Source organism: Shewanella marina JCM 15074, from assembly GCF_000614975.1.
In the GTDB taxonomy this organism is placed as follows: Bacteria; Pseudomonadota; Gammaproteobacteria; order Enterobacterales; family Shewanellaceae; genus Shewanella; species Shewanella marina.
This window is the reverse complement of sequence record NZ_BALM01000006.1, coordinates 67,137-91,927: the sequence shown is the minus strand read 5'-3', so window position 1 is coordinate 91,927 and position 24,791 is coordinate 67,137. Positions and strand designations below refer to the sequence as shown.

Below are 24,791 nucleotides of genomic sequence, written 5' to 3'. Positions count from 1 at the left end.
CAATTTATCTAATCGGAAATACAGATGAATAATTTTTAATCTAAATAAAAAAGGATAACCGCAGTTATCCTTTATAAAACAAATGGATTAATTGTTATCTATCAGCTTTATCCATCAACCAATGACTCAGTAAGCGCACACCATAACCTGTGGCTCCTTCAGGCATTAGAGGCGTCGCTTTACCTAGTGAATTTCCCGCAATATCTATATGCGCCCAACGGGACTCTCCAGCAAAACGCTGTAAGAACATCGCAGCAGATGACGCACCAGCACTACTGCTACTGCCAGTATTGGTTAAATCTGCAATGGCAGATTTAAGCTCAGCCCCATAAGCTTGATGTAATGGTAACCGCCATACCTTTTCACCGACTTGTTCGCCAGCATAGGTAAGCTCGTCAACCAGCGTGATATCATCGCTAAATAAACCCGCATATTCACGCCCTAAAGCACGCACCTTTGAGCCCGTTAATGTGGCTACGTCTACAATAATATCTGGTTGGTAATAATTATCGGCGTACCACAGCGCATCAGCTAATACTAATCGTCCTTCAGCATCAGTATTAAGCACTTCCACCGTGAGTCCTTTTGCTGTCGTCAGCACATCACCAGGACGCAGCGCATCACCTGACACCATATTTTCAGCCATTGCCATAATCGCTACCACATTTAATGGTGCCTGTTGCTGAGCCATCGCTTTTACAGTACCTAATACCGTTGCCGCGCCAGCCATATCAGACTTCATCCGCGACATAGTAGTACCCGTTGCTTTGATGTTGTAACCGCCAGAGTCAAAGGTAATCCCTTTTCCAACAAGCGCAATCGGTGTATCATCACTGCCCTGCCAATGTGCAATCACTAACCGAGGCGGACGTTTACTGCCCATACCAACCCCCAATAGTGCGCCCATATTGAGCTTTTGCATTTGCTGCTCATCAAGCACTGTCACTTTAACGCCTAATTCAGTTAACTCTTGCGCAGCAGTTGCAAAGCTTTGCGGATAAAGATCCACTGGCGTATCGTTAGTTAAATCTCGGGCTAAATAAACCCCTGCGGCAACCGCAGCTAACTGCTGATAACGCTGCTCGGCTTTATCATTATCAGCAACACTAAATTGATACGTTTTTTCAAGTCGTGGTCGCTCAGTATAACGACTATAACGATAAGTATTTAACTCCACACCATGAGCAAATTGAGCCGCAAACTCATTCGCGTTAGGCATACCATTGAGATAGAGTGAAATACTAGGCTGTGTTAGCGCTTCAACTCGCTGCGCAAATTTCCCCCCTAATAGATTAATTTCAGCAGGCGTTAATTGCGCCCCTTGCCCTACCCCAACCAGTAAAATGCGCTTTGCATCTACGCCTATAGGTGCAACCAGTTCCAATATTTGCCCTGTTTGACCACTAAATTGATTATCAATTGCCGCTTGTTGAAGTAATGCTTGAGTTTGGCTCGGTAGTTGAGTTTGTTGATAAGCCGCTTGAGTGCCAGATTGGAATAACACTAGCGTATCAGCCATTGTTGATGATGAATTAAATTGGAATGTTTCGGCCTGTACCAGACTTGATAAACAAGCCAATGCTAAGCCAGATAGTAGGTATTTTTTATTGATTTTATTATTCATTAGCTTATTGATGTTGATTGCAAAAACGCAGCATAACAAACGACCCTGCGTAAGTTAACAATCAACAGCAAATGCTAACATAATGTTACATATGATTTATCTAATCCCTATTCCCATGTTTCAAAGCGCGTTAAACTGCGCCCGAGCTGAAAACCTAAGCTTTGAGATAAATCAGCCGCACTATTTTTAAGACCTGCAGCCGTGATCGACTTTGCAGTTTTACCGGCCAATACGACCCAATTGCCACTGCCCGTTAAACAAGCTCGTACATCTGCAAACTGGTGCTGTAAATGTTCCAGTAAGTGTCGGTCAAACTTATGTTCTTTCCAACAATTTAACACCAAATAACCATCAGCCTTAATCAGCTTACTACAGTTGTTGATAAACTCTGCTGATAACTGTGCTTGATCGATACCAGCCTCAATATAAATATCTGCAAAAATTACATCGACTTTCTTATGGTCAGTGCTAGCAATATAGCTAATCGCATCTTGCTCAACTAACGTCAGCTTTTTACTTAACGGCAATTGGAAATAGCGCTTAGCAATATCAATCACGTCCGCTCTTAACTCAACTGCGGTTAATTTAATCGCAGCATCGAAATGTCTTAATGCATGGATTAAGCTACCACCGCCTAAACCTAAAATAATTGCCCGCTTGGGTTTGCAAAATAACAACACCAACAACATGGCTTGTACATAAGTATGCTGCGGAATAAAAGGTGTCGCTTTTAATAGTTTCGTTTGTTCGTCATTATCGCCAAAAGATAATATTCGATGTTGCTTATCTTCATAGACAGTCAATTCACCCAAAGCATCTTGAGTTTGATAAATAGTTTGGTAATCAGTCATAAAATCTCCCTTGGGATATTATACCCTGACGATCTCTCCTATATGCCAATAACTTTGCTCATGATGACGATACATTTATAATAAAAACATTAACAACATATACCTGTTCAACATTTACCCCCACACCACTCAAACTAATCACCCAATAAAAACCTATAAATACAAAATTAAAACAAATCCATAATATTCACCTATAAATATTTACTTGAAGCTGTGAAATTAAGCACATTATTGTCTTATGCTAATTCACTAGAATCTGGCCACTTTTTATTAGGTGGTAAATATCATGAAAAAAACCGTTATTGCATTAACTCTTGCAACATTAATGACTTCACAGCTAACTGCTTGTATGGGCCAAATGGGTCTTAGCGGTATGTTAACTAAAGCCAACCTAAGCGTTGTTGACAACCGTTATGCTCGTGCAGGTTTATACATGCTTTTAGCACCTGCTTACGGCTTAACAGCAACAGCAGATCTGTTCATCTTTAACAGTGTTGAGTTCTGGACGGGTACGAACCCTATCACGGGTAAATCTCCGGCAGTGGTTGACTTACCCGTTGAAGCTATTTTTAAAGTAAACCAACATATCAACCAAGAATTAACTGATGCACCGGCATCTCAAATCAAATTAACTAAAGCGACAATGACTTCTGTTGATGCACAAACATTAGCAATGATGCTGACTTATGAAGATGGCACAACTCAGTTAATGGAAGGCAAAAAAGACGGCGAAATGGTTGATTTCTACTTAGATAAGCAATTAATCACTCGTGTAAGCTTAAATGAATTAGTTGCCTACCAGCAAAGCAAAGCGGTTTAATCTGCAGATAAATATTAAAGAAAAGGAGCCTAATCGGCTCCTTTTTCGTATCTGCACATACACGATTGAATTAACGTAACACTTTTTGAAAAAACCGCGATGCTTGCTGGTACATTTCAATCGCTAACGCAGGATCATAACGTTCATCTTCATCACGCATAAATGCATGTTCGGCATTAACTTCCAACCAAGTAAAACGTTTTTTATTGTCATGTAACGCTTGGTAAACCCGTTGCCGACCAGCTAAATCGACATGAGGATCTTGCATGCCCCACACCATCACAAGTCGTCCTAATATATCGCCACAACGGGCTAATGTTTGATTACCAACTTGAGCGGGTAAAGTGTCAGAGTGCAGATCAGTCGCATACAAACAAAACGCCCCCATGATGTCAGGATTTAGCGCCGCTCTGAATGCCAAATGACCACCAATACAGACCCCCATAGCGCCAATTTGGCTACTACAGAAGCTCTGTCTACGAGCAAAATCAACTAATGCTTGAGTATCACTATCATGTTGTTCAAGCGGCTTAGTCCATTTATCTTGGTTGCCCTTATCTTTACCTGCATCATCATAACCAAGCACGGTACCGATTGGATTAAGTTCATGAAAGATTTCAGGTACTAATACTACAAAACCATGGCCGGCCATAATTGCTGCTGCACGTGCTATAGGGGCTGTTTGCTGAAAGATTTCTGAATAAAAAATAATACTTGGAAATTGACCTTCACTATTAGGACGATACAGTGAAGTTCGCATCATTCCCGTGGCTGTTTTTATGTCGTAAACGTCCTTGATTACTTGCATATAGCCTCTCTCAATATTATTGCGATGCGTTAAGCCTATTAATAATAAATATCATGCCGATATGTTCTAAAATAATTCGTTACTGCTGTGACCACCAGCCAATAGAGTTTTAACATTTGATAGTGTCGTAAATGCGATTGAATTCAGCGCTTCTTCAGTTAAAAATGCTTGGTGCCCAGTAAAAATAACATTATGACAAGCTGACAGTCTTCTAAAAACATCATCTTGAATAATTTCATTAGATTTATCTTCAAAGAAAAGATCTTTTTCGTTTTCATAAACATCTAGACCAAGCGCGCCTATTTGCCCCGTTTTTAAGGCTTCCATGGCATCAAATGCGTTTAATAAACCACCACGACTAGTGTTGATCACCATAGCACCGCGCTTCATTTTCTTAAAGCTATATTGATTTAATAAGTGATGATTTTCACGGGTTAATGGGCAGTGTAAACTGATAATGTCACAAATAGGATAAAGCTCATCAAGGGTTAAGTATTGTACGCCTAACTTTTCCACTTCAGGGTTAGGATGAGGATCATGGGCAAACACTTTACAACCGAAACCCAATAAAATTTTAATGGTCGCTAAGCCAATCTTCCCCGTACCAATCACCCCCACGGACTTACCATACATATTAAAACCCACCAAACCTGCTAAAGAAAAGTTAGCATCACGGGTACGTTGATACGCTTTATGAATTTTACGGTTTAGTGTCAGAATTAATGCGATGGTATGCTCAGCCACGGATTCAGGTGAGTAAGCTGGCACATTCACCACTTTCAACCCTAATTGTTGAGCAGCCTCTAAATCAACGTTATTAAATCCTGCACAACGCATTGCAATAATCTTAGTGCCATGTTCAGCCAGTTCTTTAAGTACATCAGCACCTAATTCATCATTAACAAAGGCACAAATAACTTCGAATCCATGGGCAAGTTTGACTGTTTGGTTACATAAGCGATAATCAAAATATTCGATATCAGCACTAAAGCCGGCGTTAGTTTGATTAAAGAATTCAATATCATAATGCTTGGCACTAAAAAAACCGATTTTCATAGCTGTTCCAACTTCTACAGAGTCAATGTGCTTTGAGTGTAATACATTTCATTGATTAAACAATTACGTAAAGCCAAGCTTAATCCAAAATTAATCCATAAAAAAAGCGAGCCATATTGGCTCGCTTATTTTTAACAAAACACTAATTACTTAGCGGCTTTTTGTTCTTGCTCAGCAAATTTAGCAGCGTCAGTGCCCGCAATACGACCGTAAGTTACGATGTCAGAAATTGCGTTACCACCTAAGCGGTTAGCACCGTGTACACCACCAGTGATTTCACCAGCAGCGTATAGGCCCTTAATGATGTTACCTTTGGTGTCTTTTACTTCACCCTTAGTATCAATCACAACACCACCCATTGTGTGGTGAACAGCTGGCTTAACTTCGATCGCATAGTATGGACCGTGGTTAAGTTCACGAGGCATATTAGGACGCGCATATTGATCATCTTTGCCTGCTTTAACAGCAGCGTTGTATGACTTAATAGTTTGCTCTAATGCTGCTGCTGGTACGCCCATCTCTTTTGCTAAGTCAGGTAATGTCTTACCTTCTTCAACGATATGTAGATGCACATAGCCTTCAATCTTACTTAAACTCTTACGTACAGAGTTATCAAATACTAAGTAAGCACTTGCACCTTTTTGTGCAAGAATTGCAGCAGATGCCTTGTCACGAGTCGTGATTTCGTTAACGAAACGCTTACCTTCACGGTTAACCAAGATTGCACCGTTACCACGTACTGCTTCAGTTACCATCACGCCACCTACTGGAGAGTATGTTGGGTGAGCCTGAATGTACTTAAGGTCACGTGTTGCAGCACCAGCAAGTTGAGCTACATCTAGACCATCACCAGTTGCACCAGGGTGGTTAGTTGCCGCAAAGCCTTTTAGTTTTGGATCATATTTAGCAACACGATCATTGTTACGTGCGAAACCACCTGTTGCTAATACAACTGATTCAGCTTTAATCACGTAGTAGCCAGTATGAGCACCTTTTACCAGCACGCCTGTTACCTTGCCACCGGCTTCAAGAATACGCACAACACGGCTATTTAGACGAATGTCTGCACCATCTTTAACTGCGTTATCCCATAACACTTGTGCTACTTCAGCACCAACACCAGCGCCACCAGTTGGACGATGTGAACGGTTAACACTTGCGCCACCCATACGACCTACGTCGTTCATGTCAGCGCCCATTGCCATTAACCAATCAATAGAGTCTGATGAGTTATTTGCAAGCACTTTAACAAGTTCAGGATCGTTTAGGTTACGGCCACCTTTCATGGTGTCGTCGATCATGATTTGTTTCTTGTCTTTAATGCCTAACTTAGCTTGAACCTTAGTTTCTGCAGCGTTCATACCACCAGCAGCAAGCTTAGTGTTACCACCAGGAATAGGCTCTTTCTCAAGAATAATCACTTCAGCGCCTTGATGACGAGCAGCGACTGCAGCAGCAAGACCTGCACCACCAGAACCGATAATTACTACGTTAGTAGACTCGGTAGGACCCGCTGCAATTGCCTTATCTTGTGCCGCTTTATCTGCATCTACAGGTACAAATTCACGCTTCCACTTACCTTGGAACGGCATGTCATAGCCAAAGCTATGGCAAGCATCACAGTAAGCAACTGATTTTTCGTGACCTTTGTGACAAGCAGTACAAGCAATATCACCAATTAGGTGAGATTTATGTGGAGATACGATATCTTTTGGATCATTAGCAGCGACTTCTGCTAAATCGCCATGACAGCTAACACATTGGGTATTTTCATATTTTAAATTATCATCAACAGGACCTTTTTCAGTCTCGTGACAATTTTCACAACCGCCCATTTCCGTATGGAAATCGGCTAAGTATTCTGCATCTGCATATGCTGCACCACTAAGCACACCAGATACCATTACTGCTAAAGCAGTTCTTTTAATTGCTCCCACGAACATATTCATATTCTCCACAAGAATTATATTTATGAATTTTCAATAGCAACTTATAAAATATCTTCGTATTTTTTTATAAATGGCTATCATATATAAAACTGTACCATTGAATATGAAAGAAATTTCACTACATCTGTCACATAAATTAATATTTGAAATTTATAAATCTAAAATAACAGCCTAACTCAAACCCATATTTATTTAGTAGTGATACACATCACACAATATATAATTAGGATATTCTAATTAATAATTAAAATTCAAATTAAATACCATAATCTTTTATATATTTTATTGCTGAATATCACAATTTCACCCATGTTATTGTTTTTCTTATATTACGATTGCATTACTGTTAAAATATCCAAAATTGGTATTATTAAACAGACTATGAACAAATCAACTAAAGAAGAATTAACATTTTGGTTTCAAAGGCTTAGCAAAACAACATTACGAGCTCTACATATCTTAGGTATTGTTGGTGCTGGCGGCGGCATTCTACTTAATGTGGCGCAATCTCAATGGATAGACTATTGGGTAATGGCGATGGTAACCGGATCATTATTATTATTGTGGGAAGTTATAAGAGATTGGCGCTGGTTAATTCAATTAAAAGGAATTCTTACTATTTTTAAAGCCGTACTCGTTGCTTTATTTGTTCCTCTTGCAGAATATAAACATGAATTATTAATATTTATCGTTATATTGTCTGTTATTGTCTCACATGGACCATCAGGATTAAGACATTATTCTATATGGCATAGAAAAGTTATAAAAAGTAAAAAGGAAGTTAAAGGATGATTGCAATTAATTTAATTTCAGAATTTAATTGGCCAAATAATATAGCCAATTTACAAGTATTAGATTTAGCCTGTGGTTCTGGCCGTAATGGATTATATCTTGCTAGACAAGGGGCTAATGTCACCTTTATTGATAAACAACCATGTTCATTTCAAACACAATTAGCACTATACCCGCAATGCGATTATCAACAGCTTGATCTTGAAACTTTACCAGTCCCTTCCCTTGCAATAGAACAGTATGATGTGGTGTTTGTGGTTAACTACCTACACCGTCCACTTTTCCCCGCCATTAAAGCCAGTATAAAACCACAAGGGAAAATTTTTTACGAAACATTTACCCATAAACAAGCTCAAATTGGCCGCCCGAGAAATCCTAATTTTTTACTCAAAGATGATGAATTACTCGATATTTTTGACGATTGGAGCATACTTAAACATAATGAGGCACAATTTGATAACGCTTTTAAAGCGCAGATCATTGCTCAGAAAATGACATAGGATGACTGACTCCCTGTAACTTTAACGACTTAACTTTAGACATTAAAGATAAATAGGAGAATTATGCTAGATTATCGCTACTTCAACTCAATCGCGATACCGCCGACGATAACAAGTTTGATGGTAATATGGGTACTCTGTGGTCAATTTTTATTTCATCAAGGCAGCTTAATTCAACTTTATCCGCTATTACTACTTTTCCCATTAGTGATATTAAGTCACCTCTATTTAATCATCATAAGCCATGGCTTTAAAAGATTCGATATGGCGTTCTTTGGCTTAATTCATGGCCTACTTTCTTTTGTTGTTTGGACTTTTGCCATTATGTTCAGCAATGGCCAAAGCATTTAAACTTATTATCAAGATTAAAATGGTGGCTTTTAAGACGTAATCCGACTTCTTGCAAAGGTTTGATGCTCGTGCACTTGCATAGTATTTACACTCAGAGTATCTTTGCCGCCACTTTGACTCATGAGCACTTAATATGTCTGATTTTGTTTATAATCCACCAACGACACCTTGGTTAGATATTATCTATCAAGATAAAGATATCGTAGTGGTTAATAAACCATCAGGTTTACTCTCAGTACCCGGACGAGATCCCGCCCATAGCGACAGTATTTTTAATCGCGTATTAGCCGACTATCCCAATGCTCAAATTGTACACCGTTTAGATATGGCGACCTCAGGCATTATTGTTGTGGCCTTAAGACGTAGTGCTGAGCGTGAGTTAAAGCGTCAATTTAGAGATCGAGAAACTCATAAGACATACTATGCGAGAGTGGCAGGTTATGTTAAAGAGGCCTGCGGCAGTGTCGATCTTCCCTTAATCTGTGACTGGCCGAATCGACCAAAGCAGAAAGTTGACCATAAAATAGGTAAGCCATCTCTGACACATTATGAAGTGATCAGCAAAGGCAAGCGTTCTACATTGGTAAAATTAACCCCAATTACTGGGCGTTCACATCAATTGAGAGTGCATATGATGGCATTGGGCCATCCTATTCTTGGTGATGGTTTTTATGCCGATCCCTTAGCCAAAAGATTAGCACCTCGTTTGCTATTACATGCAGCAGAACTCACCATCAAACATCCCTATTCAAATGAATTGATGACCTTTAACTGTGATGTACCTTTTATTCAAGCTATAGACGAACAGTAAGAATCTTAGTAGTTTTAATACGATTATAAAATATAAAATAAGAGCAAATTATGGATACTTCGTTTCAACGCGACCCACTGGATAATCAAATTCTAACCGCTTTAATGCACGATGCTAGAACCCCATTTGCTGAGTTAGCCAAACGTTTTGGCGTTAGCGCGGGTACAATTCATGTGCGTGTCGAAAAAATGAAACAAGCGGGAATTATCACTGGAGCACAAATTACCGTTGATCCCAAAGCACTTGGATATGATGTTTGCTGTTTTATCGGTATTAATTTGAAAAGCGCAGGTGATTACCCCTCTGCAATCGCTAAACTTAACGCCTTAGAAGAAGTTGTTGAAGCCTATTACACTACGGGTAATTACAGCGTATTTGTCAAAGTGATGTGCCAGTCCATTGATGGACTACAACATGTATTGATTAACCGTATTCAGTCTATCGATGAAATTCAATCAACCGAAACATTAATCAGCTTACAAAATCCGATTGTTAGAATGGTTAAGCCGTAATATAGGCATAAAGAGTAGTACTCGCTAAATCATTTTTATGATAAATATTGATAATTAAGGCGTTAAGCCAAAGGGTTAATAAAATAAAGCAACATTAAACATACCGTTATTTCACGATATAGAAGGGATTCTCTGTGAAAACAATAACCAATTTAGCAGTAATGGCTGCGTTACTAACGTCAGCATCAGTATCGCTACGCCGAATAAATATAACCTTACCGGTATTGAGGAACAGCATTTCCCCAAACATCAAGTTGAATTAACACCGCAACTAAAACCACCATCAGCTTGGTTAATCAAGTTAACGACACCTTCAATTATAGAATTACAAAAACAACGCCTGCCACATAGCCTCATCAAACAGCAAATAACCGATTCACAAGCACAGATTAGCCAACAAATATTAGCAAACCATCAATCAATTAATATTATTGAAACCACCTCTAATTTAGTTAATGGCATCATAGTCACCGGCACAATTGATGCACTCAAAACACTCACTCGAAGCGCTCATATTCATGAAATTTTACCTATTTATGATTACCAACTAGAAGCCAATGACAGTGCAGACTACATCAATGCCAAACAGCTCACATCGCAAGGTATTGCAACAGGTGAAGGACAAACGATTGCAGTCTTAGATACAGGCCTTGATTATACCCATAATGCTTTAGGAGGCAGTGGTTTAGCCCATGATTATCAATATGCCATTGATAATCATGATAGCCAACCTGATTGGCCACAAGGTCGAATCATCGGCGGTTATGACTTTATCAATAATAATCCAAACCCAATTAATGACCATTCGCTCAACGATGACACTAACGCAGATAAAACTAAACATGGTACCCATGTTACCCATGCCGTGTTAGCTATTGCTCCTAAAGCTGAAATCTATGCCTATAAAGTATGTGAGAAAACCGTCTGTAATGGTGTCGCTCAAATCAAAGCACTAGAAACAGCAATGGATCCTAATGGCGATGACGATACCAGTGATCGCGTATCAACAATCAATATGTCTATTGGCCGTGACTTTGGTGATATTGAAGGCAGTGCAGTACAAACCATGATCACAGCCATGACAAAGCTCGGTATTAATATTGTAGTATCGGCGGGTAATGATGGCCCAGTCCCCTTTATTGTCGGCGGACCAAGTACCAATAACAGCGCATTATCTGTCGGTGCGATGACCCATCCAAGTGCCCCTGTATCAAATATTACTGCCACTATGGCTAACCAGCCAATGGAAGTGATTGCAGCTGAATTTAATCAGAGCAACCAATTTGAATTTAATCAAACAACGACTGCATTAGTTCACCCGGCTCAAAACGCTTTGGGTTGCGCTGTTTACAGTCCAGATACTGATTTTACAGGCAAGGCTGTACTACTTGATAGAGGTACTTGTAGTTATACAGATAAAGTGCTCAATGCCCAAAAGCTCGGTGCAAAATTGGTCATTATAGCGAATAAACAAGCCAATCAAGGTCCACAAAGCATGACGGGTTCAAGCAATAACATTAGCATTCCCGCAATTGCAATCTCGAAAGAAGATGGTGCCCAATTAAAGCAACAAATAAGTAATAATCAGCTTACCTATTCAATTACAGCAAAAGAAGTGCTTAACGCAGGTGCAATTACCTCTTTTACTTCCCGAGGCCCGAGCATTGCAGGCACATTAAAACCAGAAATTACCGCTCCTGGATCTAAAATATTAACGGCTGAGCCGGGTACGGGGAATGCCTTAACTCCAGTCAGTGGCACCTCATTCTCAGCACCCATCGTGACAGGAGCAGTGGCCTTAATCAAAGAGTTATACCCAGATAGAAATGCGTTTGAAGTTAAGGCAATGCTGATGAATAGCGCCAATTTAAACGTCACCACAAAAGCTACAACGGTTGATATTAACGCACCACTGGCACCGATTAGCTATATTGGTGCGGGATTAATTGATGTTAAAAAAGCGAGTCAACTAAATGTAATTGCTTGGACTAAAAAAACGAAGCAAGCAGCATTAGCTTATGGTCTAGTGACACTATCAGAACCAAGTAGTTATGAAAAAATAATACGTGTTAAAAACTTTTCTAACAGCGAGCAAACCTTCCAGCTCAATGTTGCTCCTCGCTATCAAAATGATGAGGACACACAGGCCATCTCATTTAAATTACCATCATCAATCACCATCGCAGCCAACAGCACCCTCGAGTTTGCAGCCACTCTACATATTGATCCAAGTAAACTCCCCAAATGGCAATTATCGTCATCAGATCTATTAACCACATCACCTGAACTCGCATCACGTCGGTTAACCCTATTAGAATATGATGGTGCGATTGAGTTTAAACAAAATAACGATACTATTTTGCACATGGTCTATCACATACTGCCTAAAGCAGTAGCAAGTGTAGATGTAGGCATTAGTAAAGATAACTCAACATTAGCTTACCAATTAACCAATTCCAGTACGATTAATATTAGTGAACCTATTTTAGCCCCCTTAACTGCATCAAGCCCTATTGATAAAGAGAGAAGACACGACCTTATTAACGTCGCAGCTGAAATAGAAACTGATAATAATTGCGGCGATATTGGTTTACGCTTAGCAACCACATTCCAAATGCGAGATCCGATCTTACATCCTTTTGTTGCCAGTTATCATACTGATTTAGACCTCGATAATGATGGCAACTGGGATTACAGCATTAGTACCGTAAACTACAACTGGTATGACAGTAATAATCCTAATACCCTGTCTGGATTAGTACATCAATATAATGCCACGCCATCAGGTAAACTTACCCCTGCTTATCATGTTACAGGTAATGACTTTATAACCACGTCAGCTTGTTTATCCGACTTACCATTAGATAAAACTGCTGTAGATACAGAGATAAATGTTCGCTACCGTGTCGAAGAGTCAGACTTTGCTTTTGAAGCGACCAAAGGTGCTGACACCATAACCACTAAATTACGGTTAACACCCAATCAGAGTTTAGTTAATCTAACCGATGAACAAGGCAATCAAGTCACCTCTTTAGCACCGGGGGAAACAGCGCAGATTGATCGCAATAATGGTCAATTGCATAACTTTATAATGTTATCTAAAGATGGGGCATTATCATTAACCGCCAATTTTGATGCTGAAGATAATGTAGCGCCAACCATTACATCAACGACAATAAACTTAGAAAAAGGCACTGATGCAGGTACCGTCATTGGTCAACTTAATATGCATGATCCAGACTATGTTGCCAGTCCCATTGCTAAACTTAATATTTTACAATCAAACCCACTCATTGTGATTGAGCAAAGTGGCCAAATCAAACTTGCAAACAATGCAGTGATAGATCAGCAAACTGAAAATATGCAACTCAAAGTCAGTGCAACTGACTATTATGACAAGGAATCAGATATTGCCACCATTACAATTAATATCATTAATACTGCGCCAGTGATCAAAGTTACCAGCCCTGCAGGGATCAGTGGTCAACAAATCGTAGTAAAAGCGACAGGTTCTGATGCTGACTTTGATGCCTTAAGCTACCAATGGCAACAGATTAAAGGCACACCAGTGACATTTAAGACTAATGAAAGCGGCGATGAAATTAGTTTTATTGCGCCAACAGTGAGTAGTAATGATGCCTTAGCATTTTCAGTTTTTGCATCTGATGGCAAATTAACCAGTAGAACTCGCACCAGTATTATTCAAATTAGCCCAGCAACTACACCTCCAGAGGAGGAATCATCAGGCGGAGCATTAGGTTGGTTAGCATTATTACTGTCGGTAATTTCAATACATCGTTACCGCCAAACAAGACTTATCTAAAAATAGTCAGCACTGTTTGACATCATAAAAAAGAGCTTAACAGCTCTTTTTTTATAGGTTATTCCATATAAATACAGTTTATTTTGCAACATACTATTAACCTAAAGATTTTTATGTGATACAAACTTAGCATGCTGTCAAATTTAGCTCGCTAAATTAATAACGAAAAATGAACAGCAAGAATACTAAATTTATTAGCCATTTTGATTAATGGCATAATCATCAAACAAGGAATGCTAACTTACCGTATAACTTTACAATTCTTTTATGATCATATAGTTACATTGTAACTAGTTGTAGTTTTTCATCTAAGTAGAGAAGTGTATTAGGCTTAGCTATGAGGATATAATAATGAGGACAAAAATTGCCATTGCAGTTACGACTGCATTACTTTCAGGAGTCAGCGGCAGTTTACTTGCGGCTCCATTTGATACAAGTAGTTTCGTCGTATCAAAGCCAGCTAATATAAACAATAAAATACAGCATGTTGATAACAAACAGCCAAGCAAACAAAAACTATCAAATCATGCGGTATTCACACCAGAGGCGAACTTACCTAATACAAAAAAATATCGCTATTTTGTACGCTTAATTGAAAGCCCGGTAGCCTTATACGGTGGCGGCATTCAACAGTTTAAAGCGACTATGCCTGCAAGTATTAATGGCAAATCGAATAAACTAGATATTAATAGCAAGCCAGTCAAAGATTATCAGAATTATCTACAACACCGCCAAAGTAACATTATTAATAAGGCAACGGCATTAATCGGTTCAGTCGACATAAAACAACAAACAACACTTGCTTATAACGGCATGGTCATTGAAATGACTCAAGCGCAGGCCGAAAAACTAGCCACAATTGCAGGTATTGCACATATTTACCGTGAGCAATTACGCTACCCAACAACTGATGCAGGGCCAGCAATCATCAAAGCACCAGATGTCTGGAACGGTACTACAGACAATGGTGTTGCCACTAAAGGTGAAGGCATGATTGTCGGTATTATTGATACAGGTATTAATACTGATCACCCCTCTTTTGCTGATGTTGGTGGAGATGGCTATGACCACGTTAATCCTTGGGGAGCAGGTACTTATACGGGTGACTGTGCAGGCGATTTTCCTGAGCTATGTAACGATAAATTAATTGGTGTGCATAGCTGGCCAGCTATCACAGATGAATATGAAGAAAAAGCCCCTGGTACACCTAAAAATGGTGAAGATCATAACGGTCATGGCTCTCATACTTCTGCAACATCAGCAGGTAATGTACTGCTTAATCAAAACGTCCCTAATGTCGATAATGGCAATACTGGTGTGGTATTTGAACAAGTTTCAGGTGTTGCACCGCACGCCAATATTATTTCATACCAAGTTTGTTTACCCGGCGAAAATGATGCCATTCGTTTTGCAGGATGTTTCCCATCACTGACCATTTTAGCGGTAGAAGAAGCTATTGCGAGTGGTGTTGATGCCCTCAACTATTCAATTGGTGGTGGCAGTAGCAACCCTTGGAATGATGCAGATAGCCTCGCTTTCCTTGCCGCACGTAAAGCGGGGATTCATGTAGCAACATCTGCGGGTAATTCAGGCCCAAATCCAGAAACTGTTGGCTCTCCAGGTGATGCACCTTGGATTTCAACCGTTGCGGCCTATACTCATGATCGAGATTTTACTGAAAAATCACTTAACGGCTTTAGTGGTGGTGAAGGTGATGCTCCAGCGGCTATGACAGGTAAAGCAATGACGGGTGGCATCACTGGATCTCTCGTCTATGCTGGTGACTTTACCAATGCAAATGATACAGAAGGCGATCCAGAACAATGCCTAAAACCGTTCCCAGCAGATACTTTTGCGGCAGATACCATTGTTGTATGTGATCGTGGTGCTATAGCACGTGTCGATAAAGGACGTAATGTACAAGCAGGTGGAGCAGCAGGTTTAGTGCTTGCAAATTTACAAGGTGGTGCAACTAGCGTTGTAGCTGATGCCCATGTACTCCCAGCGATTCATATTGATGCGAACCAAGGTGATGCATTAAGAACTTGGCTGGCTTCAGGTAGTGATCATATGGCAACCATTGGTGATACCGAAGTCATTAAAGATCCTGCTCTAGCTAAAATTGCAGCAGGCTTTACTTCAAGGGGCCCAAATAAATCAGTACCCGATATTATTGCACCTGATGTAGCAGCTCCTGGCGTCAGAATTTTTGCAGCTTACGCAGATGATCAACCTGAAGGCTTTAAAGAGTCACCTGATCCAAGTGATTTTGGCTTCTTAAGTGGCACATCGATGGCGAGTCCACATGTTGCTGGAGCATTAACGCTTTTAGCTAAACTTCATCCTGACTGGAGCCCCGCGGCTGCGCAATCAGCATTGATGCTCACTGCGGATCAAACCACCTTTAAAGAAGATGGCACCACTGCATCAGACTTTTTTGATATGGGTGCTGGTTATATCAATGTTGCCGCAGCAGCTGATAGTGGTTTAATTCTCGATGAAAGCTATTTGGGATATCAAAAAGCGAATCCTGATGTTGATGGTCAGCCTCGCGATATCAACTTACCAACGATGGCGAATGCCAACTGTGTTGATACTTGCTCATGGACTAGAACAGTGACTGCCACGAAAGATGCAACTTGGACTGCTACAACGCAAGATGTACAAGATGGCTTAACATTATCTGTTGCCCCAGAAAGCTTCTCACTTAAAGCCGGTGAAACTCAAGAATTAACTATCACTGCAGATATTACAACCGCAGATACGGGATGGAACTTCGCTAATATCGGCTTAACAGCTGATGATAGTACTTTAAAAATGCCTGTAGCGGTCAAAGGTAATAATAGCAACCTACCTAATAGCTTCGATATTTCAGCATCGCGTGACGCTGGTAATATTAGTTTTACAGGATTTATAGATAAAGAACTAACGAATCCAACTGCAGCGGTTTATGATAAATCAACTGAGCTTGCATCTATTATTTACCAAGTTCCAGATGGAAGCTTTGATTATAGAGCATTAACATTTGATGAAATTGTACCTAATGTTGTGTTTGCAACTTCATCGGAAACGGCTCCAGATGTAGATCTTAGAATCTTAAACTCTAGTTTCCAAAAAATTGGTTCAAGTGGTGGGCCAGATTCAAATGAGTCAGTAACATTCACCAACTTGCCTGCTGGTACATATTTTGTCGTTGTTGATGCTTACACTGCTTCAGCAGAAGGTGCGACAGACGATGTCACCGTCACGATATCTTCGATCTTAACTAATGAAGAGTCATTATCGGACAATCTATCTGCAACAACTAGCCATAATAATAATAACTTTGGTATTAATTTTACTTGGACTGATGCAACTAATTCATCAGGTATTGTGGCACTAACATCTGAAGATGGTAGTGCTACAAAGCAAGTTGCTTACAAATTAAGCCGTGCAGATAATGATGTAACAACTTCGACCAACTTATCTGCATTAATGGAGCCAGGAGTCGCATCTCAAGTTACATTTAATATTAAGCCTAATTTCACCACAACAGATAAGGCATATAAATTATCTGCCACCTTACCAGCTAACCATGAGGCAAGTAATATCACCCACAATGGTAGCCAATCAGGTGATACCGTTAATTGGTCTGTTACGCTTGCAGGAGGTGAGTCAGCAGAAGCGACTATCGTTGGATTCGACTTAATTCCAAGAGCGGCAGGCGAATCTTATGACATGGTGCTCAACCATAGTTTGAATGAAGATGAAGTTTCAAGTACTCATAACTTCGGTGTAACAGAAGCTGGCCCTGAGGCCATAATTTCGGGTCCCGACAGTATAAATGAGTTAACGACACTCACCCTATCAGCATCAGATTCTTCAGATCCTAATGCTGATCCACTAACTTATGCTTGGAAGCAAACTGCTGGGCCATCTCTCAGTTTTGATACAACAGCAATGGATATAAGTATGGCTTTACCTGATGTTGTTGATCACACAGATGTTGCGTTTGAACTAACCGTAACGGATAACCACGGTAATTCAAACACTACAACTAAAACTGTCACTATTGTGCATAAATTTGAAAGCGGTGCAGCCGTTGGTGGATTAAGCTTATTGTTACTACTGCCATTATCACTATGGCGTCGTCGTAAGCAGACTAAATAATGATTTTGATATTTAATCGATAACATAAAGGGAGCGATAAGCTCCCTTTTCTTTTATCCCAACATACTGACATTTTATATTACCTTGGTATTTCAACGTAATTCGTCATCACCTTGTATAATTCAGTCCCTTGATAAACCGATGCCGAAGCAAAATGCAGCACAGGAATACAATCCTGCTGCAATGCCAGAGTTTGTAGCTCCTCATCAGTACCATAACGATCGAGCCTAAGTATATTCACTAATGGTTGCTGAGCCGTTAATGGTTTTCCCAATGGTGCCAAATACTCAACCATTCCGGCAATTGGGGCATGAAATTTCTTATAATCTTGCAATAAACAAGCATAGCGTGGCATTTGCGCAGGCTTAAAAGCATCAGCAATAATGCCTTATCACTTAAATAGGCCAAAATAGCCAAGGCATCTTGCTTCGCATCCACTAAATCAATCAACTCCTGGCTACCTAGCTCTAACGTATAAGCCTCTACCGCGACGGGGAGCTCACGACCATGACTTGCAGCGACTTTAGTTAGCTGCCACCATGGATAAAACATGGCTTCATCCATGGCTCCAGCAAACTCATTTGGCATCAATAATGTGCAACCGATATTAAATAAGCTCACTTTAGCTTGCGCATACTCTGGGCAATAGAGATGTTTACAAGATTTGGGGCCTGTATGTAAATCCAATACCACGTCAGCATGAAAAGCGATACTTTGTAGTGTTAATGCTTGCCGCTGTCCACTGGTTATTCCCCATTCACTCGTCAATTGCTGTTGGCACCTATTTAACAACTGCTGTCGATACTGAGTGATAAGTAAGGAATCATCTAATTCTTGATGTTTAGCATACCAATCAGATAAATCAGGAGTGCAATTAACATAGTCGCGATTCCAATTATTCCCCGTAATAGGATCAAAACGCCCTAAGGTAAACTCGCCACTTTTTTGATTAATCGCTAATGGATTCGCTAAGGGCACCAGAGTAATATCACCTAAAATCTGACATTGTTCTAATAATTTAAGCAACTGAAAAATAACTGCATTACCCTGTACTTCAGCACCATGTACATTCGCTTGCAAATACAAGCTAGGAGCCGATGAACAAGCCCCTTTGAAACAATAAATTGGCACAGTTAACGGTTGCCCCGTTGCTAACTCCCCTATTTTCACCGTTGATTTAGCGGCTAACATCTCCCCTCCAACTCAAACAACTGACCATGCAGCCTAGTCACTACATCAGCGGCATCATTCTCACTGACTAATACACATAAATTATGTGGACTCGCCCCCTGGCAAATCATCCGTACATTATAGGGTTCAAGTACCTCAAACACTTGCTTACAGAGGCCTGATGTTGTTGCAATTTGATTACCAATTAGTGCCACCAATGCCAATTTATCTTCAACTCTTACGCGGCAATGTTGTGATAACTCTTGCAACAATGCCTCGGTTAATAAGCCTTGGCCACTCGAGTCTGACCCCGTTTGATCAAGCGTAAGCGCGACATTCACTTCAGACGTGGTAATTAAATCAACGCTGATTTTATGCTGCGCCAAGGTGGTAAATATATGTGCTAAAAAACCTTGGGCATGAAGCATTTGTAAGCTATGAAGATTTAATAATGTTTGCCCACGTCTAAGTGCAACTGCACGAAAAACAGGAGGATTATGTACTTGATGACGAATCCAAGTCCCCCCCAATTCAGGTTGCTTACTTGAACCAACAAAGACCTGAATTTGCTGCCTGACTGCGGGGAGAATCGTTGCAGGATGGAGCACTTTTGCACCAAAAGTTGCCATTTCAGCCGCTTCATTAAAACTAATCTCTTTTAGCGGCCTTGCATTATTGGTAATACGCGGATCAGTACTATAAATACCGGCTACATCGGTCCAGATTTCCACCGCTTCAGCATGCAGTGCTTCAGCAAGTAATGCCGCTGAATAATCACTGCCACCACGGCCTAATGTCGTGGTTTGACCATGGCAATCTGCGCCAACAAAACCTTGAGTTACAACACATTGCGTAGCTAAATGCGGAAGTAAATGCTGTTCTACTAAGTGACTTATTTGCTCAATCTGAGGCTCAGCTTTACCAAAGTGACTATCAGTACGTAATACATGGCGAACATCAAATGCGGTGGCATTAACACCAATTTGCTTAAGCACCTCAGCAAAAAGAATCGATGAGCATAGTTCACCACAAGATAACAACTCATCCATAATGGCCTTGCTGCGATCTAACACTAATGCTTCACTTAATTGTTGAATGCGGTTAAGTACCTGTCCAATGGCACTTACAACGTCTACAGAGGCATCTAGCTGCATTAAAATATCTTGTTGAACCACATTAATATCATTAATTAATGCATCACGCTGGATATCATTAATTGTCGCTTTAGTAAGCTCAACTAACAAATTAGTCACGCCACTAGAAGCACTCACAACCACCACTTTAGTATTAGGATTTGCGGCAATAATTGATGCACACGATTGCATCGCAGCATAATTAGCGACGGATGTCCCACCAAACTTAGCAACAACAAGAGACATTAATACACCTCCATATGAGCCATTAAAGCAATCGATAAGAAATTAGAAATAAACATTGAAATGCTCCGAACATAAAACGTTACAAGAGCCTGGTGTGAGTTGACACCCAAAAGAGGAGACAGATCTAGCACCAGAAGCTCTCCACCAAAATGGGTGACAATTGCTAGGATTCAGCCTAAACAACCAACGGTTAACTCGACCTAACAAGTTAACTATCTCGGCGCTAATCTCCCTCATAAGTCATCAACGGATTAGGCTCCTTTGACTTACTACCTAGTTAGCGCTCCTCTTCTGTTACTGTAGTTGAACGTAATCCAATACAGGGTTAAAAATTTGCTACACACGCACACAAATGTCAACAAATAACACCCATCTAACAAACATCTAAATAAAATAAGTGAGATCAATCTCAATAATTTGGATTGAAACTACAAAAATATCCTTTAATTGATAAAACACAGCATAAAAATAACATTATGATTAATCTTGCCACAGTCATGTGATGTCACCATCCATAACATGTACATAAAGCTCAATAAGACAAAACAGATATAGCAAAGGCTGAACTAGCTTGCTATACCCACATAACAACGTGATCTATATCACATTGTTAATTTTTTTAAAAACATTACTTTTCAACAAGATAGCCTCTGCGGTTGATTTAAATCAAACATTAACAAAAATTTGTTAACATTTAATTTGTTAACAAATGCCTAAAACGAGTACAATAGCGCTATTGTCAATTGAGTTTTACTTAAAACAATCTCGTAATAAATGTTACTGAGACAACGAAATTTAACCAACTTAAAGATACATAGGTATAAATTTTGTTCTAAAATGAAATTCGACAAACAAATTTTTTAAATTACACAATATTTAGTGAACTAAACTTAACTTGTGTGATCAAAGTCATATGATTTGCCCTTAATGCAATCTTATGCCGACATGATTTACTAATCGTAGTGTGTAATTCGATATCTTTTGCTAATGATATGCGCATACTAAACAGTTCAAATGCTCAATCATTCATAATCAATTACACAATTTTAGCGTCTATGATTAGATTTTTTTGATTCAATTTTTAGGTAAATGACATGCAAAACCCGCACATTCTGATCGTTGAAGATGAAGCAGTTACTCGTAATACCCTACGCAGCATTTTTGAAGCTGAAGGCTATGTTGTAACTGAAGCCAATGATGGCGCTGAAATGCATAAAGCATTGCAAGAAAACAAAGTAAACCTAGTGGTAATGGACATTAACCTACCAGGCAAAAACGGTCTTTTATTAGCTCGTGAACTTCGTGAAATTAACAACATTGGTTTGATCTTCCTTACTGGTCGTGACAATGAAGTTGATAAGATCCTGGGTCTTGAAATTGGTGCGGATGATTACATCACTAAGCCATTTAACCCTCGCGAACTAACTATCCGTGCGCGTAACCTATTAACTCGTGTTAATAGCTCAGGTGTTGAAGTTGAAGAGAAGAGCTCAGTTGAATACTACCGTTTCAACGGTTGGAGCTTAGAGATCAACAGTCGTTCACTTGTTAGCCCACAAGGTGAGTCATACAAACTACCACGTAGCGAATTCCGCGCTATGCTGCACTTTGTAGAAAACCCAGGTAAAATCTTAAGCCGTGCTGATCTTCTTATGAAGATGACTGGTCGTGAACTTAAGCCACATGACCGTACTGTTGACGTAACTATTCGTCGCATCCGTAAGCATTTCGAAAGCCAGCCTGATACACCAGAAATCATCGCGACTATTCACGGTGAAGGCTATCGTTTCTGCGGTACTTTAGAAGACTAATATTATTACTCTTCAAAAAAACCACTCATTTGAGTGGTTTTTTTATGTCTGTAATTATTTTAACTCTGCATCTAAAAAGTGAGCTAACGACTTATAAAGATGGGTTCTCACTTTATTACCACGCATAGAATGCTTTGAACCTGGATAATCAATCATCTGAAATAATGCCGCCTTATCTTGTAAGCCCTTATATACTCGCGTGCTATTTTCAAACAATACATTGTCGTCAGCCATACCATGATAAATCAACAAACCCTGTTGATAATTATCTAAATAAGGCATCACCGAACTGGCTTGATAGCCCGCTTTATTGTTATCAGGATGGCCTAAATAACGCTCAGTATAATGCGTATCATAAAGTGTCCAATCACTTACAGGAGCCCCTGCAATTGCAGCCCTAAAATAATCGGGTGCTTTAAATGCTGCCATTAACGCCATATAGCCACCATAACTATGACCATAAATTGCGATCTTTTGACTATCAATAAAATCAAGTTGACGTAAATAATCAACACCCAGTTTTTGGTCTGCTAATTCAACTTCGCCTAAATGACCATAAATCACCTGCTCGAATTGAGTTCCTCGATGGGCACTGCCACGATTATCTAACTGAAAAACCACATAGCCTTGCTGCAACAAATATTGAGTAAAATAATCATGACTACTCCAACTATTGGTTACTAACTGTGCGCCAGGGCCACCATAAACCCGCACCACAACCGGATAACGGTGTTTAGGATTAAAATCGACAGGCTTAAACAAACGATAATGCAATGTTTGTCCATCACTCGCGTTAAGCTCACCAAATTGTGGCTGCTGCCACAATCCCCAGAAAGGATACAATGGATGCTGTTTATCGATTTTATTTTCTGATACCCATAAAATTTGCTGACCATCACTATCATGCAAACTAATTTGAGGTGGCTGCGTTAAGCTATTAAAATAGTCTAAATACGTGGCACTTTCAGCAGCAAAGACCACCGAATGCATCCCATCACGCCGTGATAATAACTCAATCTCACCTCCTTTCAGGTTTACCCGGTAGAGCTGCTTTTCTATTACTGTTTTTTGACGTCCAGTGAAGTAAATCCAGCCCGATGATTCATCAACATATTCAAGCTGATCAACACTCCACTGTCCTTGAGTCAAAGCTCTAACAAGTTTACCGTCCCCGTCAAATAAGTAGAGATGATGAAATCCATCTCGCTCTGAGCCCCAAATAAACTGCTTATTTTGTTTGAAGAAATAGAGATCATTATGCAAGTTAACCCAAGCCTGACTGCTTTCAGTTAATAATGTTTGAGCAGGTGTATCACTATCAAGAGCTTGCTTCACTAAATGCAAGGTTTGTTGGTCACGACTTTGCCATTGATAGCTCAATTGCTGACTATCTGGTAACCATTGCACTCTTGGCAAATAAAAATCTTTTTGCTTTCCTAAATCCAACCATGAAATCGCAGCGTCAGCCAAAGTCACAATCCCTAATGCAATACTCGCGTTAGTTTTACCGGCATAAGGATAACGTTGCTTAGTCAGTTTAATACCGTCAGCATAAATTTCATTACGGGTTACTAACTCAACTTGAGATTCATCAACTTGTGTAAATGCAATGGCAGACTCATCCGGTGCCCACCAATAACCTGTCATGCGATCCATCTCTTCTTGCGCGACGAATTCTGCCATACCATTTTTAACAGGTCCCTTACCATCAAAGGTTAACTGGGTTAACTTTGCTGTTTTGAGATGATAGCTATACAGATTTTGTTCGCTCACAAACGAGACATAATTCGCTTTAGGTGAAAAACGAGCATCAGTTGCGACTTTATTGCCAATCGCCAGAGCTTTGATTTTTCCAGTTGCTAAAGTGTAATGATAAAGCTGTCCCGAGGCAGGGATCAGAATTGATTCGCTGTCATCTGCCCAAAAGTATTCCATAATGCCTTGGCCGTATATACGCTGCCGCTCTCGCCTCGCTTTCTCTTCATCAGACAATTCCGCTTGTGATAATAAACTGGCATCAATTAAGCGCTGTTTGACCCCAGTTTTAATTTCCATTTGCCATAAATCATAAAAATGTTGGTTATCAGCCCGCCCTTCTAAATAAGTGACTAATAATCCATTAGGAGATAATTGCAATCCTTGCGGACTGCTGCCAGCTAAGGCAGGTGAGCCATGTAAACGTTCAACGGTTAGCGCTTGCTGTCCAAAATCTGTTTTTGCCACAGTATCTATTGATAACGTCGCCAAGCCTAAAGCCAATACATATTTTATTCGACACCAATTCATTATTCTTCCTTGGGTGATGGTTTACAGATTATTATGCCCAAAAAACAAGCATAAAGATAATTGCGGTATACCACTAAAATTGGTCGATTTAACATGCTA

16 protein-coding genes, 1 pseudogene and 1 riboswitch are annotated in these 24,791 nt (G+C 39.9%); of the genes and pseudogenes, 9 read left to right on the top strand and 8 right to left on the bottom strand.

Features of this window, described 5'->3' with window-relative positions; all coding sequences use genetic code 11:
* Positions 1-94: 94 nt before the first annotated feature.
* Both JCM15074_RS06715 and JCM15074_RS06710 read right to left on the bottom strand, forming a co-directional pair.
* On the bottom strand, positions 95-1,624 hold the full coding sequence (locus JCM15074_RS06715; protein ID WP_025820523.1) for a leucyl aminopeptidase: 1,530 nt from the start codon (positions 1,622-1,624) through the stop codon (positions 95-97).
* Between the two features lie 107 nt (positions 1,625-1,731).
* Positions 1,732-2,475, bottom strand: coding sequence for a spermidine synthase (locus JCM15074_RS06710; protein ID WP_025820522.1), 744 nt, complete (start codon positions 2,473-2,475; stop codon positions 1,732-1,734).
* Positions 2,476-2,761: 286 nt separating this feature from the next.
* Between JCM15074_RS06710 and JCM15074_RS06705 the strand changes: the two genes are divergently transcribed.
* The gene (locus tag JCM15074_RS06705; protein ID WP_025820521.1) at positions 2,762-3,295 is read left to right on the top strand and encodes a DUF3332 domain-containing protein; all 534 of its coding nucleotides are present in this window, start codon (positions 2,762-2,764) and stop codon (positions 3,293-3,295) included.
* A gap of 70 nt (positions 3,296-3,365) precedes the next feature.
* Here JCM15074_RS06705 and JCM15074_RS06700 read toward each other — a convergent pair whose 3' ends face one another.
* From JCM15074_RS06700 to JCM15074_RS06690, 3 genes are all read right to left on the bottom strand, one after another.
* The gene (locus JCM15074_RS06700) at positions 3,366-4,103 is read right to left on the bottom strand and encodes a dienelactone hydrolase family protein (protein ID WP_025820520.1); all 738 of its coding nucleotides are present in this window, start codon (positions 4,101-4,103) and stop codon (positions 3,366-3,368) included.
* A gap of 66 nt (positions 4,104-4,169) precedes the next feature.
* Positions 4,170-5,159, bottom strand: coding sequence for a 2-hydroxyacid dehydrogenase (locus tag JCM15074_RS06695; protein WP_025820519.1), 990 nt, complete (start codon positions 5,157-5,159; stop codon positions 4,170-4,172).
* 146 nt (positions 5,160-5,305) lie between these two features.
* Positions 5,306-7,102: a flavocytochrome c gene (locus JCM15074_RS06690; protein WP_025820518.1), complete on the bottom strand. Its 1,797-nt coding sequence runs from the start codon at positions 7,100-7,102 to the stop codon at positions 5,306-5,308.
* 387 nt (positions 7,103-7,489) lie between these two features.
* Here JCM15074_RS06690 and JCM15074_RS06685 point away from each other — a divergent pair, with 387 nt between their 5' ends.
* From JCM15074_RS06685 to JCM15074_RS06655, 7 genes are all read left to right on the top strand, one after another.
* Positions 7,490-7,900 (top strand): hypothetical protein, encoded by a 411-nt coding sequence (locus JCM15074_RS06685; protein WP_025820517.1) that lies wholly within the window; start codon positions 7,490-7,492, stop codon positions 7,898-7,900.
* Positions 7,897-8,400 (top strand): class I SAM-dependent methyltransferase, encoded by a 504-nt coding sequence (locus JCM15074_RS06680; RefSeq protein ID WP_025820516.1) that lies wholly within the window; start codon positions 7,897-7,899, stop codon positions 8,398-8,400. Before JCM15074_RS06685 ends, JCM15074_RS06680 begins: the two co-directional genes overlap by 4 nt.
* A 63-nt stretch (positions 8,401-8,463) precedes the next feature.
* Positions 8,464-8,751 carry a hypothetical protein gene (locus tag JCM15074_RS06675; protein ID WP_025820515.1) on the top strand — a complete coding sequence of 96 codons (288 nt, stop codon included), beginning with the start codon at positions 8,464-8,466 and terminating at the stop codon, positions 8,749-8,751.
* A gap of 133 nt (positions 8,752-8,884) precedes the next feature.
* A complete protein-coding gene (gene rluA, locus JCM15074_RS06670) occupies positions 8,885-9,562 on the top strand; it encodes a bifunctional tRNA pseudouridine(32) synthase/23S rRNA pseudouridine(746) synthase RluA (protein ID WP_025820514.1) in 678 nt (225 codons plus the stop codon).
* Between the two features lie 50 nt (positions 9,563-9,612).
* Positions 9,613-10,074, top strand: a complete 462-nt coding sequence (asnC, locus tag JCM15074_RS06665; RefSeq protein ID WP_025820513.1) for a transcriptional regulator AsnC — start codon at positions 9,613-9,615, stop codon at positions 10,072-10,074.
* A gap of 100 nt (positions 10,075-10,174) precedes the next feature.
* Entirely contained in the window at positions 10,175-13,897 is a 3,723-nt protein-coding gene (locus JCM15074_RS21280; RefSeq protein ID WP_084266970.1) for a S8 family serine peptidase, read from the top strand.
* A 351-nt stretch (positions 13,898-14,248) separates the two neighbouring features.
* Positions 14,249-18,046 (top strand): S8 family serine peptidase, encoded by a 3,798-nt coding sequence (locus JCM15074_RS06655; protein WP_025820512.1) that lies wholly within the window; start codon positions 14,249-14,251, stop codon positions 18,044-18,046.
* 79 nt (positions 18,047-18,125) lie between these two features.
* Here JCM15074_RS06655 and JCM15074_RS21275 read toward each other — a convergent pair.
* Together JCM15074_RS21275 and lysC are read right to left on the bottom strand one after the other, a co-directional pair.
* Positions 18,126-19,237, bottom strand: a pseudogene (locus JCM15074_RS21275) (succinylglutamate desuccinylase/aspartoacylase family protein).
* Entirely contained in the window at positions 19,231-20,595 is a 1,365-nt protein-coding gene (gene lysC, locus JCM15074_RS06645; protein ID WP_025820511.1) for a lysine-sensitive aspartokinase 3, read from the bottom strand. The pseudogene JCM15074_RS21275 and the gene lysC overlap by 7 nt, the downstream one beginning before the upstream one ends.
* 126 nt (positions 20,596-20,721) lie before the next feature.
* Positions 20,722-20,894: riboswitch (Lysine riboswitch) on the bottom strand.
* 795 nt (positions 20,895-21,689) lie between these two features.
* On the opposite strand from lysC, the gene arcA reads away from it, so the two are divergent.
* Positions 21,690-22,406, top strand: coding sequence for a two-component system response regulator ArcA (gene arcA / locus JCM15074_RS06640; protein ID WP_025820510.1), 717 nt, complete (start codon positions 21,690-21,692; stop codon positions 22,404-22,406).
* 54 nt (positions 22,407-22,460) lie between these two features.
* Here the strand turns inward: arcA and JCM15074_RS06635 are convergent, their stop codons facing one another.
* On the bottom strand, positions 22,461-24,692 hold the full coding sequence (locus JCM15074_RS06635) for a S9 family peptidase (protein WP_025820509.1): 2,232 nt from the start codon (positions 24,690-24,692) through the stop codon (positions 22,461-22,463).
* Between the last annotated feature and the right edge of the window lie 99 nt (positions 24,693-24,791).